At 72.7% G+C, this 15,004-nt stretch carries 14 protein-coding genes and 1 pseudogene; 6 read left to right on the plus strand and 9 right to left on the minus strand.

Annotation, left to right across the window (positions count from 1 at the left end; genetic code table 11):
- Window positions 1-241: 241 nt before the first annotated feature.
- The gene (locus tag ABD901_RS12315) at window positions 242-1,036 is read right to left on the minus strand and encodes an SAM hydrolase/SAM-dependent halogenase family protein (protein ID WP_345124628.1); all 795 of its coding nucleotides are present in this window, start codon (window positions 1,034-1,036) and stop codon (window positions 242-244) included.
- 19 nt (window positions 1,037-1,055) lie between these two features.
- Here ABD901_RS12315 and ABD901_RS12320 point away from each other — a divergent pair, with 19 nt between their 5' ends.
- The 6 genes from ABD901_RS12320 (at window position 1,056) to ABD901_RS12345 (ending at window position 6,175) form a co-directional block, all read left to right on the plus strand.
- The gene (locus tag ABD901_RS12320) at window positions 1,056-1,988 is read left to right on the plus strand and encodes an LLM class F420-dependent oxidoreductase (protein WP_345124629.1); all 933 of its coding nucleotides are present in this window, start codon (window positions 1,056-1,058) and stop codon (window positions 1,986-1,988) included.
- Between the two features lie 103 nt (window positions 1,989-2,091).
- Complete coding sequence (locus ABD901_RS12325; protein WP_345124632.1) at window positions 2,092-3,366, plus strand: glycoside hydrolase family 5 protein; 1,275 nt, start codon at window positions 2,092-2,094, stop codon at window positions 3,364-3,366.
- A gap of 1 nt (window position 3,367) precedes the next feature.
- Window positions 3,368-3,838, plus strand: a complete 471-nt coding sequence (locus ABD901_RS12330; protein ID WP_345124634.1) for a GNAT family N-acetyltransferase — start codon at window positions 3,368-3,370, stop codon at window positions 3,836-3,838.
- A gap of 12 nt (window positions 3,839-3,850) precedes the next feature.
- Window positions 3,851-4,306, plus strand: a complete 456-nt coding sequence (locus ABD901_RS12335; RefSeq protein WP_345124636.1) for a hypothetical protein — start codon at window positions 3,851-3,853, stop codon at window positions 4,304-4,306.
- A 6-nt stretch (window positions 4,307-4,312) separates the two neighbouring features.
- The gene (locus tag ABD901_RS12340) at window positions 4,313-5,122 is read left to right on the plus strand and encodes a DNA-formamidopyrimidine glycosylase family protein (RefSeq protein WP_345124638.1); all 810 of its coding nucleotides are present in this window, start codon (window positions 4,313-4,315) and stop codon (window positions 5,120-5,122) included.
- A 225-nt stretch (window positions 5,123-5,347) separates the two neighbouring features.
- Window positions 5,348-6,175 (plus strand): hypothetical protein, encoded by an 828-nt coding sequence (locus ABD901_RS12345; protein ID WP_345124640.1) that lies wholly within the window; start codon window positions 5,348-5,350, stop codon window positions 6,173-6,175.
- 1 nt (window position 6,176) lies between these two features.
- Here ABD901_RS12345 and pspM read toward each other — a convergent pair whose 3' ends face one another.
- The 8 genes and pseudogenes from pspM to rimO form a co-directional block, all read right to left on the minus strand.
- Window positions 6,177-6,938 (minus strand): phage shock envelope stress response protein PspM, encoded by a 762-nt coding sequence (pspM, locus tag ABD901_RS12350; RefSeq protein WP_345124642.1) that lies wholly within the window; start codon window positions 6,936-6,938, stop codon window positions 6,177-6,179.
- Between the two features lie 31 nt (window positions 6,939-6,969).
- Entirely contained in the window at window positions 6,970-7,824 is an 855-nt protein-coding gene (locus tag ABD901_RS12355; RefSeq protein WP_345124645.1) for a PspA/IM30 family protein, read from the minus strand.
- Window positions 7,825-7,966: 142 nt separating this feature from the next.
- Window positions 7,967-8,788, minus strand: coding sequence for a hypothetical protein (locus ABD901_RS12360; RefSeq protein WP_345124647.1), 822 nt, complete (start codon window positions 8,786-8,788; stop codon window positions 7,967-7,969).
- A 30-nt stretch (window positions 8,789-8,818) separates the two neighbouring features.
- On the minus strand, window positions 8,819-10,585 hold the full coding sequence (locus ABD901_RS12365) for a substrate-binding domain-containing protein (RefSeq protein ID WP_345124649.1): 1,767 nt from the start codon (window positions 10,583-10,585) through the stop codon (window positions 8,819-8,821).
- 636 nt (window positions 10,586-11,221) lie between these two features.
- The gene (locus ABD901_RS12370) at window positions 11,222-11,752 is read right to left on the minus strand and encodes a helix-turn-helix domain-containing protein (protein ID WP_345124651.1); all 531 of its coding nucleotides are present in this window, start codon (window positions 11,750-11,752) and stop codon (window positions 11,222-11,224) included.
- Window positions 11,753-11,846: 94 nt separating this feature from the next.
- Window positions 11,847-12,350 (minus strand): CinA family protein, encoded by a 504-nt coding sequence (locus ABD901_RS12375; protein WP_345124652.1) that lies wholly within the window; start codon window positions 12,348-12,350, stop codon window positions 11,847-11,849.
- Between the two features lie 633 nt (window positions 12,351-12,983).
- Window positions 12,984-13,544, minus strand: a pseudogene (gene pgsA, locus ABD901_RS12380) (CDP-diacylglycerol--glycerol-3-phosphate 3-phosphatidyltransferase); the annotation flags it as partial.
- A complete protein-coding gene (rimO, locus tag ABD901_RS12385; protein ID WP_345124653.1) occupies window positions 13,541-14,980 on the minus strand; it encodes a 30S ribosomal protein S12 methylthiotransferase RimO in 1,440 nt (479 codons plus the stop codon). The gene rimO and the pseudogene pgsA, both read right to left, overlap by 4 nt.
- Window positions 14,981-15,004: the final 24 nt, after the last annotated feature.

Raw genomic sequence — 15,004 nt, forward strand, 5'->3', positions numbered from 1 at the left:
CCCTGACGGTGCCCTCTCGAACTGGACGATAGAAGCCTGAAGAACCTCTATCTTTCCAGCTCGCGGGGGCATCATCGCATCCGGGCCCTCGTGCTCACATCAATCCCATCGGTGGATCAGGGCTGAGAAGGCGCGACGCCGCGTGATGACGATGGGAAGCCCGCGATGCCGCGCGATAGCGCCGGGCCGCGCGCAGATGAACGCGCCGTCGCGCGGGTGCGTGTGTGGGTGAGCGACGAGGTCAGTAGGCGATGGTTACGCGGTCGCCGGGCGTCAGGGACAGCAGGGCGGCGGCGCTGCCGCCGTTCACGGCCACCGCCAACTGGCCGGCGGAGTCGGTGAGGAGGATCAGAGCGCCCGCCGGGGCGTCGCCGAACGTGTTGGTGCGGGCGGCTTCCACCGTCTCGACCGTCAGGGCCAGAGCCGTGGACGGGAGCAGGTCGGGGGTCGCGGCCAGCTGGACGTTGCCGAACCGGTCGACGGTCAGGACCTCCGCGATCAGGCGGCGCGGGGTCTGCTCGACGAACGGGTGCGGAAGCCGCACGAGGTCGTCGATCACCTCGCCCGCCGCCAGGAGCGAGGCGCCGGCGGACAGGCGCGCGGCCACAGGGGCGAAGACGTCGCGGCCGTGGAACGTGGCGGAGACCTCGGCGGCGAACCACTCGCGGTTGGTGAGGTGGACGGCGGTCGCGATGCCGCCCAAGGACTCGGCGGCGGGGATCAGCAGGCCGTTGTCGGGGCCGACCAGGAGGGAGCCGCCGGGGTGGGAGGCGGTGCCGTGGGTGGCGATGGCGATCGGGCGGCGGGACGTGCCGACGCCGGGGTCGACCACAGCCAGGTGCACGGCGGGCGGTAGCGCAGGGGCGGTCTGGGCCAGCACGGCGGCGGCGCGGCGGATGTCGCCCGGTGGGATGAGGTGCGTGACGTCGATGATCCTTGCCTGCGGCGCCAGGCGGGCGATCGTGCCGTGACAGGCCGCGACGAAGCCGTCGGACAGGCCGTAGTCGGTGGTGAAGGAGATCGTGCTCGGCGTCATCAGGATAGTGTCGGATGCCATGCGGCTTTGCGTGTTCATCGAGCCTCAACTGGGCGCTACGTATGAGGATCAGCTTGCCATCGCGAGACGGGCCGAAGCGCTCGGGTTCGAAGGGTTCTTCCGGTCCGATCACTTCGTGACCTTCGGCGGGGACGGGCTGCCGGGGCCGACCGACGCGTGGGTGACGCTCGGGGCACTGGCCCGGGAGACGTCCACGATCCGGCTCGGGACGCTCGTGACCTCCGCGACGTTCCGGCACCCGGGGCCGCTCGCCATCGCCGTCGCGCAGGTCGACGCGATGAGCGGCGGGCGGGTGGAGATCGGGCTGGGGGCCGGGTGGTACGAGCGGGAGCACCGGGCGTACGGCATCCCGTTCCCCCCGATCGGGGAGCGCTTCGACCGGCTCGCCGAGCAGCTGGAGATCCTGACCGGGCTGTGGTCCACGCCGGCCGGGTCGACGTACAGCTTCGAGGGGCGGTACTACGACGTCGCCGAGTCACCCGCGCTGCCCAAGCCGGTGCAGCAGCCGGGGCCGCCGGTGATCATCGGGGGGAAGGGGCCGAAGCGGACGCCGCGGCTCGCGGCGCGCTACGCGGACGAGTTCAACGTGCCGTTCGCGTCGCTGGCCGACACCGACGCGCAGTACCAGCGGGTGGTCGAGGCGATCGAGCGGGAGGGGCGCGACGGGCGGGCGCCGATCGTGTTCTCGTTCGCGCAGACGATCGTGTGCGGGGCCGACGACGCCGAGGTGCGCCGGCGGGCCGAATCGGTCGGGCTGGACCCCGAGCAGCCGCAGCCCGGGCAGCTGTACGGCACCCCGTCACAGCTCGCCGAGCAGCTGCGCGCGTTCGTCAAGGCCGGCGCTTCCCGGGCGTTCCTGCAGGTGCTCGACATGCGCGACCTCGACCACCTCGACCTGATCGCATCCGAGGTGGCGCCCCAGCTGCCGTAAGGCCAAACCAACGCTGTACAGCCGAAACACCAGGCTGTACGACAACATTGTCACAACACCAGCACGTCGGATAAGTCCGGAAAAATCCGGGCAGAGCCCGCGGATGCCGCGGGACCGTGACCGAACCACGCCGCCGAAGAAACTCTCGCCGCGGAACAGCACGCCCCCGCACCCGCAGCTGCGCAAGGGGGCGGCGCTCGCGGCGGTGGGCCTGCTGCTGGTGGCGGCTCTCGTGGTACCGCTGCAGAACCCGAAGCCGGAACGCGTCCTGTGCGTCGGCGACGACGTGCAGGCGCGGGCCGTGGCCGGGCTGGCCAACTTCTCGGCCTGGCTGAGCCGCAACCACGCCACCGGGTTCATCGGCGAGATCGGCTGGCCGTCGGACAAGGACCCCGCGCAGTGGAGCCAGGTCGCGGAGGTGTGGTACGAGGCCGCCGACGCGATCGGGCTCCCGGTCACCGCATGGGCGGCGGGCACGTGGCCGGCGAACTACCCGATGGCGGTGTACCGCCCGGTCGCGCACGGGATGAAGGTCGACGTCGCCGGGCCGCAGGCGCGCATCGTCGAGCGACACGGGAGTACCCCCGGATATCTGCGCGGCGTGAACCTCGCGGCCGGCTCCTTCGCCGCCTCGGACAGCAACGGGGGCTTCGGCACCGCCAACCCGGGCCGCTACGGGCTGGACTACACGTACGAGACGCCGTCGAGCTACTCGTTCCTGGCCGGGCGCGGCGTGCGCCTGGTGCGCCTGGCGGTGAACTGGGAGCGGCTGCAGCCGCGGCCGTTCGGGCCGCTGGACCAGGCCGAGCTCGCGCGGGTGCGCGACGCGCTCGGGCACGCGCAGGCGGCCGGGCTGACGGTCATCGTCGACCTGCACAACTACGGCGACTACGCGCTCGGCGGCGGGCCCGGCGGGCCGGTGCGGATGCTGCGCCTGGGCGACATGGAGCTGCCCACGACGGCGCTGGCGGACTTCTGGCGGCGCATGAGCCGCGCGCTCGACAACCCCGCCGTCGTCGGGCTGGGGCTGCTCAACGAGCCGACCAGGCTGGCCGCCGACGGGCGCGCGGGCGCGCTGATCTGGGAGCGGGCCGCGCAGGAGTCGGTCGACGCCATCCGCGCGAACGGGGACGACCGGGCGATCCTGGTCAGCGGGTACGTGCCGATGGGACCCCCGTCGTGGGGCCAGATGCACCCGACCGCGTGGATCCAGGACCCCGCGCACCGGGTGGCCTACGAGTCGCACGCCTACTTCGACCACGACGGCAGCGGCCACTACTGGATGTCCTACGCCGACGAGCTGCGCAGCGTCACCTGGCCGGCGCCCGCGCACTGCCAGCGGTTGACGCCGCAGGGCCGCCAGGTATTGATTTCCTGACATGACATTGGTGGTACGGCAGGCCGCGCCCGGCGACCTGGAGGCGGCCCTGCAGGTGTGGCGGGCGGCGAACGAGGCGCGCGGCCGGGCGCCCTCGACGGAGCGCATCGCGCGGGTGCGCGAGAAGCTGCGCGACCCCGACGCGCTCGTCATCATCGGCCGCGACGGCGACGAGCCGGTCTCGATGGGCCTCGCCGAGCCCGGCCGGGCCGACGACGGCGCGGGAGCGCCCATCCCGGCGTACGGCCACGTCTCCATGGTGTTCGTCCACCCCGGGCGGTGGGGCGAGGGCCACGGCGGCCTGGTCCTGGCGGCGCTGCACGAGGGCGGCTGGGAGCGCACCACGCTGTGGACGCGCACGGACAACGCGAGGGCGCGCCGGCTGTACGAGAAGGCGGGCTACCGGCCGACCGGCCGCACGTCCACCCTCGGCGGGGGTGACGGGATCATGCAACTGGAGCGAATCGGCTAGCCTCACAGGGTCATGAGGCGTTGGTCAATACTCGCGATCGGGCTCGGCGTCGGGTTGTTCGCCGGCTCGCAGCTCGCCTCGTCCCGGGCACAGCAGACGGCGCTGTGGGCCGGCGTGGCCGCCACCGTCGTCGGCCTGGTCATGTTCGCCGCCAGCCAGCCCGACTCGCCCGATCCCGAGGCCGCGGAGGGCACGACGTTCGCCGGGCTCGGCCCGCGGGTGGAGCAGCTCCTCAAGCTCGCCGAGGAGCAGGCCGCCGACCACCTGCGGCAGGCCGAGAAGGACGCCCGCAAGGTGCGCGCCCGGGTCGAGGCCGGCCTGTGGGTGGTGCTGCGGCAGGGCGACGACGGCGCGCGGTACGAGGTGGCCCGCCTGGAGTCGCGCTCGGACGCCGACTCGGTCGTCGCCGCGCTCGAGGCCCGCGGGCACCTGCAGCGCTACTCGGTGGCGCCGGCCGGCGGGGAGTAGGCCGGGGTGCCCGAGGGCGACACCGTCTGGAACACCGCGCGGGTGCTCGGCGAGGCCATCACCGGGCAGACGATCGAGCGCAGCGACTTCCGCGTGCCGCGCCTGGCCACGGCCGACCTGTCGGGCTGGACCGTCGCCGAGTCGGCGTGCCGTGGCAAGCACCTGCTGCTGCGCCTCACCAGGGAGGGGCGCGAGCCGCTCACCCTGCACTCCCACCTGCGCATGGACGGCGTGTGGCGCACGTACCGGCCCGGCGAGCGCTGGAGCGGCCGCCCCGCGCACCTCATCCGGGTCGCGCTGCACACGGGCGCGGCGGTCGCCGTCGGGTACCACCTGCACGAGCTCGAGATCGTGCCGACCCGCGAGGAGGAGCGGCTCGTCGGGCACCTCGGCCCGGACCTCATGGGCGCGGACTGGGACGCCGCGGAGGCGGTGCGAAGGCTGCTCGCGCGGCCGGAGCGCTGGATCGCCGACGCGCTGCTCGATCAGCGAAATCTGGCCGGTATCGGCAATCTGTACAAGGCCGAGACGCTGTTCCTGCGCGGCGTGTCGCCGTGGGCCGCGGTCGGCGACGTTCCCGACCTCACCGGCCTGGTCGAGCGCGCACACGCGCTGCTCAACTCCAACCGCGGGCGCTGGACGCAGGCCACCACGGGCTCGCTGCGCCGCGGCGAGACCAACTGGGTGTTCGAACGCGCCGGTCAGCCGTGCCGTAGGTGCCGCACCGTCATCCGCCGTTGGACGGGCGGTGACAACGACCGCATCACGTACTGGTGCTCCCACTGCCAGCCCGGCGCCCTGCCGCCGCCGGGCTGATCGCGGCCCCGCACCAGCACGAGGTCGCCGTCCGCATCGATGTCGAAAAGCCAAAAGCCCTGGATGTCGTACCCGTTGTGCACATCAGCAAGCTACGCACGGCACCCGGTCCCGGATCGGCACATAAGCAGAACTTCAGGGCCCGTTATCCTGTGCTGGTCCTAGAAGCACGTTGAGGCACGTCTCATGGGGAGGGGCGATGAGCACACGCGCACTGGCGGGCCGGTGGATCACCGGCTGACCCGCCGGGGTCTGCTCGCCGGCGTGCTGGCCGCGGCCGCGCTGGCGGCGTGCGACGACGTGCCCGGCGTGACGCCGACCCCCGAGCCCTCATTCGACCCGCCCGGCGACGCGCCGCTGGCGACCTGGGAGCTCACCGGCGGGTTCACCGCTGCCGGGATCGCGGCCCTGCGCCCGCCCCGCCTGGTCGTCTACGGCGACGGCGACGCCATCGCCGACGCGGCGTACCGCTCCCGCCTCGACCCGGACCAGCTGCGCGCCCTGGCCAGCGGCCTGGCCGAGGACCTGCGCTCCAACGCCACGCAGAAGAAGCCGACCGCCACCCCGACGATCGTCGACGCGCCCGTGACGAAGGTCACGGTGTGGTCCGCGAGCGGCACGCTGACGTTCACGGCCGAGGGCCTGGACGAGCTCAAGCCCGATCACGTGTACGCCGACGTGCTCTACGACGCCCGCGACCGCCTCGCCGCCGTGCACAAGGCGGTGTCGGCGACCGCACAGCCCTACCTGGCCGCCCGGGTGCGGGTCGTCGCCGCGCCCGCGCAGGACGGCACCGGCGGCTCGGTCGGCCTCGGCACGATCTCGGCGGACCCGAGCGCCTCCGCGTCCGTCAGCGCCTGGCCGCCGGACATCACGCTGCCGTCCCCCGACAGCGAGGGCCTGCGCAGGGCCGACCTGGAAGGCGACGCCGCGCGCGCCGCCGTGCGCATGCTGACGCGGGACCTGGACCAGCGCGGCGCCTGGCCGGCGTACCGGATGGGCGACGGCACGATCGTCCGCGCGAGCTGGCGCTACCTGCTCCCGAACGAGTAGCTCAGGCCGTCTGCGGCCGCGGGGTGCCCTGCGGCGTGCGCAGGTCGGCGAGCCCCTCGGCAACGCCGCGCAGGAACGCCGTCGCGTCGGTGAGGTTGCCAACGGCCGCACTGTCCTCGGCCACGCAGCTCGCGGCCGCCGTCACGAACTGCTCGTAGGCGGTCACGCCCTGCTCCAGCTGCTCGGCGAGGGCCTGGTGCGCCGGCCGCAGTGCGTCGCCGGCCGGTCCGAGGCGCATCGTGCGCTCGACGGAGGCGCAGCGCTGGGCGAGGTCGCGCAGCTGGCGCTCGGCGACGGTGGCGTCGAGGACGGCGGCCTCCGCGGCCGGGCCGAGGCGCCCGATCAGGCCGCTGAGCATGGTCGCGGCGCGGTCGAGGCGGCGCCACGGCTCGGCGACGCTGAGGCCGCGCAGCTTGAACGACTCGCGCTGCCGGTCGAACTCGGCGATGGCGTTGCGCCCGGCGGGCAGGCGCTGCACGAGGCCGACGAGCTTCTCCCGGGCCACCGAGCCGGCCAGGGCCGGATCGGGCTCGGGCGGTACCGGCAGAGCCCGGAAGGCGCGGAAGTCGATCCACCGCCAGACGGCGATGGCGATGGAGCCGCCGGCCCCGGCCGCCCAGAACGCGTCGGGCAGGCCGAGACCGCTGTAGGGCACGAGGATGGCGGTCGCGCCGGTGAGCAGGCCGGCGCGCACGGACCAGCCCCGGGCGGACCGGTGCAGCCGCCGTAGCCGCTTCAGATGCTTGGTCCGATCGCTGGCCATGTCCGCCCCCCGGGGTCCGCCGAAGTCCCGGTCAGCCGGCGCTGGCCGAGTCTCCCGACTGCTTGTCCTTCATGCTCGCCCGAATCTCGTCGAGGCGCGCGATGCTGGCGTCCTTCGGGCCCGCCGACGCGACGGCCGGCGTCTCGGGCGCGCCGGCGAGCTTCTCGCCCGCCATGCTCGCGCGGATCTGGTCGAGCCGGGAGCTGCCCGCCATGTCGAGGGTCGAGCGTTGCACCTCAAGCATCCGCCCCTCGACGGAGTTGGAGGCCAGTTCGGCGCGGCCCATGGCGTTGGCGTACCGACGCTCGATCTTCTCCCGGACCTCGTCCAGCGACGGGGTGTTGCCGGGGGCGGCGAGGCCGCTCATCGACTCCAGAGACCTGGCGACGGTCTCCTGCATCTTCGCCTGCTCCAGCTGGCTGAGCAGCTTGGTGCGCTCGGCGAGCTTCTGCTGGAGCATCATGGCGTTGTTCTCGACGGCCTTGCGCGCCTGCGCGGCCGCGTTGAGCGACTGGTCGTGGAGGGTCTTGAGGTCCTCCATGCCCTGCTCGGCCGCGACCAGCTGGGTCGCGAACACCTGTGCGGTCTGCTCGTACTGCGTCGCCTTCGCCTCGTCGCCCTCGGCGCGGGTCTTGTCGGCGAGCACGAGCGCCTGCCGGGCGGAGCCCTGCAGCTTCTCGACCTCTGACATCTGCCTGGACAGCCGCATCTCCAGCTGGCGCTGGTTGCCGATCACGGCCGCGGCCTGCTGCACCAGCGCCTGGTGCTGACGCTGCGCGTCCTCGATCGCCTGCTGGATCTGTACCTTCGGATCGGCGTACTCGTCGATCTTGGCGCCGAACAGCGCCATGAGGTACTTCCAGCCCTTAGCGAACGGATTCGCCATCTCGCGGTCCTCTCTCGGCCAGCACTCGGACGTGCGGCTTCTATCGTGTCAGGCTCGCGCTAGAGCGTCACGCCCACTTGCGTCGCAAAGGTCGGGAAATTACCTCCAAACCCGTCCATTCCGGACACAAGTCAGGGAGATCTCAGGGCTGTACGCCCGGGACATCCCCACCCGACAGCGCCGAGCGCGACAGGCGCTCGGCCTCGGCCAGGCCGGCGCGCAGCCCCTCGAGATCATTCGTGAGCTCCGCCACCTTCGATGCGGTCAGCGGCGCACCGCCGATGGTGGTCGCGTGCAGCGCCACCAGCTCGGCCATGCGAGCCACCAGTCCTTCCATGCCCAGCACGGCGGACTGCATGCGGGCCAGGAGCATCTCCCGGGCCTCGCGCAGCCGCCGGGCGACGTCGAGCTGGTCGGCCACGGCCCGCCGGGCCCGCTCCCGCTCCTCGCGCAACGGCCCCGGCGGCAGCCCGGACAGCCCGCGCTCGAGCTGGTTGTAGTCCTGGCGCAGCCGCTGGTGGTTGATGCCGGAGGCGGTCTGCTCGATGAGCGTCACCTGCCCGGCGAACCGGGCCAGGTCGCCGAGCGCCCCCGCGGCCTGGTCGTCGACCTCGCCGATCTGGCCGCGCAGCACCGCGTCGCCGGTGCCCTCCGACTGCTTGCGCAGGGTTCGCACCGCCGCCTCGGCCCGGCGCAGCCAGCGCTCCGCGTCGCTGCCGCGCGGCGGCGTGGGCAGGCTCGGCGGCGGCGCGGCGGTCACCGGCCGGTGCGAGGAGCCCCGGTCGGTGAGCGCGCCGAGGCCGATCCTGATGCCGTACACGGCGCCGGCGACCGCGAGGCCGACCGGCAGCCCGACCAGCAGGCCCGCCGGTGCGAGGGCGGCCGCGACCGCCCCGCCCATCCCGCCGAGCACTCCGGCCGCGACGAGGCCCCACGGCTCGGTCAGCTGCTCCTTGACGCCCACGCCCGTAAGTGTGCCTTCTCCGTCTGAGGATCAGAAGTTGCTCAGGACGTTCACGAGGACCTTGTCGATCGTCGTCGGGTCGCTCGCGTCGTAGGCCGCCGCCCGCGACGCCGAGGAGATCTTCTGCAGCACGCCGAGGTCGGCCTGCCCGCCGTACGCGATGGTGAACACGCGCACCGGGATCTCCTTGTCGGAGGTGTCGACGTCGCGCACGAGGGCGTTGAGGTCGCTGTCCTTCGGATACTCGTTCTTGCCGTCCGTCAGGACCACCACCGCGTTGATGCGGGACGGATCGGCCAGCGACGCCATCTTCTGCTGCGCGGCCCGCGTGGTGGCGTACAGCGCCGTGCCGCCCTCCGCGCTCAGCGACCGGATCACCTTCTCGAGCTGCGCCCTGTTGCCGCTCAACGCCGCAACGGGCACCTGCTCCGTGTACGGCGTGCTGGCCCCGCCGACCTCGGTCGAGAACGTCCACAGCCCGACCTCGTCATCGGGCGCGAACAGCGTCAGCGACGTCAGCGCGGCCTGTTTCGCCAGCTCCATGCGGGTCTTGCCGTTACCGGCGTCGGTGGTCATCGACCCGGACACGTCCAGCACCAGCAGGACCTTGGCCCGCTTGCGCTGCGCGTCCCACGTCGTCAGCGCCTTCTCCAGCACCTGCGGCGCCGGCGGGTCGATGACGGTGTACTGCGCGTCCGGCGACAGCCCGTTCGCGCGCGTCAGCCCGGCGCCGGCCTTGCCGTCGTACGACCGGAAGGCAAGATCGGTGAAGCGCTTCTGCTGCGGCGCGTCACGCACATACGCAAAAAAATCCTCGGCGGCCGCCTTCTGCTCGTCGCTGGCGTTGGTCAGCACCACGTAGGGGTGGTCGCTGAGCAGCGTGCCCTCCTTCGGGTACACCGCGACGAGCGGCACCCGCGGCTTGGGCCCCTTGCCGGCCAGCGCCGGGTCCCCGGTCGGGTTGCCGGTGTTGTAGTCGTACACCGACTTCTCTTCGATCGCGACCGCGCTGATGTAGTTCAGCCCACGCCCCGCCTGGTCGGCGGCCGCGAGGTTGGACAGGAACGTCAGCGAGATGTCGCCGTAGTGCACGACACCGGACTCGACCGCTTTGACGTACTGCAGCACCTTCGCGTCGGAGAGATCCTGCGCGGTCAGGTCCGTCGACCGCCCGGTGGCGGCGAAGTACGCACCCACGGTCGCGTTCAACCCGGACGTCGAAAAATGCGGGTTGGTCTTGCCGAGCTTGAAGCGCCCCCACTCGGGGTGCCCCTTGGACCCCCACCCGTTGGGATCGTTGGTCAGCCCGAGCACGTCACTCCAGCCGATGGGCTTGTCGGGCCACCCCAGCGCCTCCGCCATCGGCTTCGGCATCGCGAGCACCAGCGGCGACTGCGCGACCATCGGCAGCTTCCCGTCCGGTACCAGACCGCCCTTGTCCCCACTGGCCAGCCGCTGCTTGAGCAACGCCACCCAGGACGCGGAGGCGGGCGTCCACACCGCCGGCTGCGGCCCGTCGCGCCCGACGTCCCACCCGCCGGCCAGCGCGTCGAGCGCCGCCCCGGAGGCCTTCGACTGCACGACCGGATCGGCGCACTTCCCGTCGAACCGCCGGTCAGCCTCGATGTAGCTCTTGGCGAGCTGCGACATCAATGCGGCCTTCTCGCTGGACGCGGTGACGTTCAGCGCGATACACCCTTCACGCCGCGGCGCGCCGGCCTTGTCGTCACCGCCCTTGTCGCCACCGCGGTTGGCCAGAACGAGGTACACCCCGCAGATCGCGAACACGCCGACCACCGCGGCGATAATGATCGGAAGTGGGTTCCGCCGCCGGTTGGGTCCCGGGTAGCTCACGGGTCGCTCGCCTCCGCGCCTGCAGTCGATACGCGCCCCCGACGGGCGCGGCATCAGTGTGGCAGGTCACGTCGAACCCTGATCAAGCCGCGCCGCGACACCGAAACGGCGGCTTCCGGTCACAAACATCAGGCGCAAGATGACTCGGGCCCGCACAACTGACGACCGTTGTTCCCACCAGACACCGCTCCGCTTCGCTCCGCTGCCAGGTCCGCGGTGCCAAGAACACAACCCGTCGACTCCCACCCCGAGCACAAGGCGCCCCAACACCGCACCACATTCATGCAGCCCACCGCCGCAGCGCCCAAGGTCGATCACCCACCGCGACCATCAGCCGACCTGACAACGTCGCACCCGCGCGTCGACCGACCCCACGGCAGCGCCCCGAGCCGGTCGGGCGCGGGTCGTCAGCTGCCGGGCGCGGGGCAGCCCGGGCGTGCGTGTGCGGGCGGGCAGCGCGGGTGGGCGGATGCGGCGCAGCCCGGCGGGCGCGGACGTCAGCTGGCGGAATCGGGCTGGTGCAGGCGCTGCTAGGTCAGCGAGCGCGGCAAGCGTCGCGCTCGCGGGTGGCAGCGGGCGTTAGGCGGCGTAGACGACGTCGCGCTCGCGGTCGGCCGGCCCGCGGGTGGCGCGCAGGGTCGTGCGCAGCGGTCCGTCGTGGTGGACGGCCACGGACAGCTTGGCGTCCGCGGCGACCTTGGTCTTGGTCGCGCCGCGCATCATGCGGGCCTGCGGGCCTTCGGCCGGCCCGCTCGCCGCGGGCACCGGCTCGCCGCTCGGGGCCGCCGCGGGCACCGCGACCGGCGCGGAGCCGCTCGAGCTCTCGTCCGCCGACGCCTCCGAGCCCCCGCCGACCGGTACGAGCACCGGCGGCATGTCCTCGGCGAGGGCGAGCGTGTCGCTCACATCGCGCAGGACCTCGGACAACGCGGCGCCGAGGGCCTCGCAGATCGCGGCCAGCAGCTCGCTGGACGCCTCCTTCTGCCCGCGCTCGATCTCAGACAGATATCCGAGGCTCACGTTGGCAGCGGTGGACACCTCACGCAGCGTCCGATGCTGGGCCTGCCGTCGCGCTCGCAGCGCGTCACCGATCACCCGACGAAGCAGCACGGCGGCACCCCCTCTGACGCAGCTGGCAAGACCGCGAAAAACTGGTACTCGTCACGGTACCTGGTGCGGCGCCGATCGACACCTTCCCCCGCCGTTATGAGACCTTGAGCGTCTCGGCGAGCAGCATGACGGCGGCCTCGACCGCGCCGCGTCGCACCGCCGCCCGATCCCCCGAAAGGGTGAGCTCCCGGACTTCGACGATCTCCGGTTCCCCATGCGCCGGCGGCGGCCCCACTACCGCCACGTACACGCGCCCAACCGGCTGACCAGCCTGCGGATCGGGCCCGGCAACCCCGGTCGTGGCCGCCGCCCAGTCCGCACCACACCGCTCGCGGGCACCCGCGGCCAGCGCGGCGGCGACGGACGGATCCACCGGCCCGTGCGACGAGAGCAGCGGCGGCGGCACCCCGAGTAGCTTCGCCTTGAGCTCTGTTGCGTACGCCACGATCCCCCCACGAAACACCCGACTGGCCCCCGGCACCTCGACGAAGGCGGCCGCAAGCAACCCGCCGGTCAACGACTCGGCCACCGCGAGAGTCTCACCGCGCTCCTCCAGGGCATCGAGAACCGCGCCCGCCCGCCCGTCCACGTCCGTCACAGCTCCCCCTTCGCTAGTTCCCCCACGCATTCACTCCCCACGCTCGGCGAACTCCCCCGCCCGGTCAAACGCCAAGCCGACAAACCACCTGATCGACACCGGCCACGCCCGCGCCGACCTCGTCCCCCAACACCCGCCCAGCGCCCCGGCAGAGGGACACGCTCCGCTCCGGCAGCCGGCCCTCACTCGCGAACGCACGCGCCCGCTCGGCGAGCACCGAGCCCCACTGCCCAGCATTCGCTCACCCTCAACCACCGGTCAAACGCACACGCCCGCGACCGCCAGCAAGCGGACATACCAGAAATGTCAGACAGGACCAGCCAAGCCGGCCACGCTAACGACGCTGGGCTCAGGCGACGGCGACGGCGACGGGCGACGGCGCTCGGGCTCAGGCAACGGCGCTGGGGCTCAGGCGACCGACTCGTCCGCCTGGGGGACTATCGCCGGGGCCTCCGCCGAAGACGCCGACGAAACAGAAGACGGCAACGATGCGGGAGACGGAGACGAAACGGAAGACGGCGACGATGCGGGAGGCGCAGGTGCAGCCGTAGCGGAAGGCGCAGACGAAGTGGAAGGCGGCGGGGTGGGCTCGGCGTGAAAGGGGGCGCCCGATGAGGACCGGGCCGCGGACAGAGCCTCACGGCGAATGCGGATCGCCCGAGCCACGTAGTCCAGGCCCGTGACCACCGTCACGACCACGGCGGCGAACATGATCCAGGGGCCGACGGCCGCCAGCGAGGGGGGCAGGGGTGTCAGATACCAGCCGATGGCGAGGATCTGCAGCGCGGTCTTGGCCTTGCCGCCGCGGCTCGCCGGGATCACGCCGTAGCGCAGGACGAAGAAGCGCAGGGCGGTCACGCCCCACTCGCGGACCAGGATGACGGCGGTCACCCACCACGGGAGCTTGTCGTAGAACGACAGGAGGACCAGGGCGGCGCCGGTCAGGGCCTTGTCGGCGATCGGGTCGGCGACCTTGCCGAACGACGTGACCAGGTTGTGCGCGCGGGCGATCCAGCCGTCGACGTAGTCGGTGGCGGAGGCGACGACGAAGATGAGGCCGGCCGCGAGCTGCCACCCGTCGTGGGTCATGCCGCTGGCCACGACGCAGACGACGAACACGGGCACGAGCACCATCCGCGCGACCGTGAGGACGTTGGCCGCGTTGAGCAACGGGACGGGCTTCACCGCCGTCATGGCGTCGCCGGGCTGATCAGCTCGATCGGGGTGGCGACCAGGTCGACGCCGACGCTGTCGGTGACCCGGGCGCGCACGAGGTCGCCGGGGCGCAGGCCGGCCGGGTCGAAGGCGCCGCCGGGCACCAGCGTGGTGGAGCCGTCGACCTCGGGGGCCTGGTGCGCGGCGCGGCCCTCGACCTCGATGCCGCCGCTGTGGCGCTCGACGGAGTCGATGAGCACCTCGACGGTGGAGCCGACGCGGTCGCCGGCGCGCTGGGCGCACAGCTCCTCGGCGAGGGCGCTCATCCAGTCGTACCGCTTCTTGATCGTCCCGGCGCTCACCTTGTCCGGCAGGCTCGCGGCCTCGGTGCCGTCCTCGTCGCTGTAGTCGAACACGCCGATCGCGTCGAGGCGGGCCTCGGTGAGGAAGCGGGCGAGCTCGTCGACGTCCTCGCGGGTCTCGCCCGGGAAGCCGACGATGACGTTGCTGCGCGCGCCGGCCTCGGGGTCGAGCTTGCGCACGGAGGCGAGCAGCTCCAGGAAGCGCTCGGTGGAGCCGAACCGGCGCATGCGGCGCAGCACCGGCTCGCTGGAGTGCTGGAAGGACAGGTCGAAGTAGGGCGCGACGCCGGGCGTGGTGGCGATCGCCTCGACGAGGCCGGGGCGGGTCTCGGCCGGCTGCAGATAGGAGACCCGCACGCGCACGATGCCCGGGGCGTCGGCCAGCTGCGGCAGGAGCTTCTCCAGCAGCCGCGGGTCGCCGAGGTCCTTGCCGTATGAGGTCGAGTTCTCGCTGACGAGGACGAGCTCGCGCACGCCGTTGGCGCCGAGCCACTCGGCCTCGGCGAGCACCTCGTCCGGGGTGCGCGAGACGAACGCGCCGCGGAAGGACGGGATCGCGCAGAACGTGCACCGGCGGTCGCAGCCGCTGGCGAGCTTCAGCGGCGCGACGGGCCCGTTGTCGAGCCGGCGGCGCAGCACGCCCTGCAGGTGCGCGGGCAGGTGCCCGGGGGTGACGACCTCGGTGGCGCGCCGCTCGACGGGGGTGATCGGCAGCAGCGTGCGCCGGTCGCGGGGCGCGTGCGACGGTATCGTTTCACCCGCGAGAATCGCGTCGAGGCGGGCGGCCATGTCCGGGTAGTGGTCGAAACCGAGCACGGCGTGCGCCTCGGGCAGCTCGCCGGCCAGCTGCTCGCCATAGCGCTCGGCGAGGCAGCCGGTGGCCACCACCTTGGCGCCGGTGTCGGCCGCGGCCAGCAGGGTGTCGATCGAGTCCTGCTTGGCCTTGGCCACGAAACCGCAGGTGTTGACCAGGACGACGTCCGCGTCGGTGCCGTCGGTCGTCACCGCCCAGCCGCCGTCGGCAAGGCGCGCGGCGAGCTCCTCGGAGTCCACCTCATTGCGGGCACAGCCCAGGGTGAGCAGGGCTACGCGACGGTCAGCGTTGGTGGACATGCGTCGAGGGTACCGACCGGGGCT

Origin of the sequence: Dactylosporangium darangshiense, assembly GCF_039537565.1 — a bacterium.
GTDB classification, from domain to species: Bacteria; Actinomycetota; Actinomycetes; order Mycobacteriales; family Micromonosporaceae; genus Dactylosporangium; species Dactylosporangium darangshiense.

Excerpts from the sequence above, each read along its gene's own strand:
- ABD901_RS12330 (WP_345124634.1), top strand. The coding sequence starts at position 3,368 with ATGACATTGGTGGTACGGCAGGCCGCGCCCGGCGACCTGGAGGCGGCC.
- ABD901_RS12320 (WP_345124629.1), top strand. The coding sequence starts at position 1,056 with ATGCGGCTTTGCGTGTTCATCGAGCCTCAACTGGGCGCTACGTATGAG.
- ABD901_RS12325 (WP_345124632.1), top strand. The coding sequence starts at position 2,092 with ATGCCGCGGGACCGTGACCGAACCACGCCGCCGAAGAAACTCTCGCCG.
- ABD901_RS12315 (WP_345124628.1), bottom strand. The coding sequence starts at position 1,036 with ATGACGCCGAGCACGATCTCCTTCACCACCGACTACGGCCTGTCCGAC.
- rimO (WP_345124653.1), bottom strand. The coding sequence starts at position 14,980 with ATGTCCACCAACGCTGACCGTCGCGTAGCCCTGCTCACCCTGGGCTGT.
- ABD901_RS12335 (WP_345124636.1), top strand. The coding sequence starts at position 3,851 with ATGAGGCGTTGGTCAATACTCGCGATCGGGCTCGGCGTCGGGTTGTTC.
- ABD901_RS12355 (WP_345124645.1), bottom strand. The coding sequence starts at position 7,824 with ATGGCGAATCCGTTCGCTAAGGGCTGGAAGTACCTCATGGCGCTGTTC.
- pspM (WP_345124642.1), bottom strand. The coding sequence starts at position 6,938 with ATGGCCAGCGATCGGACCAAGCATCTGAAGCGGCTACGGCGGCTGCAC.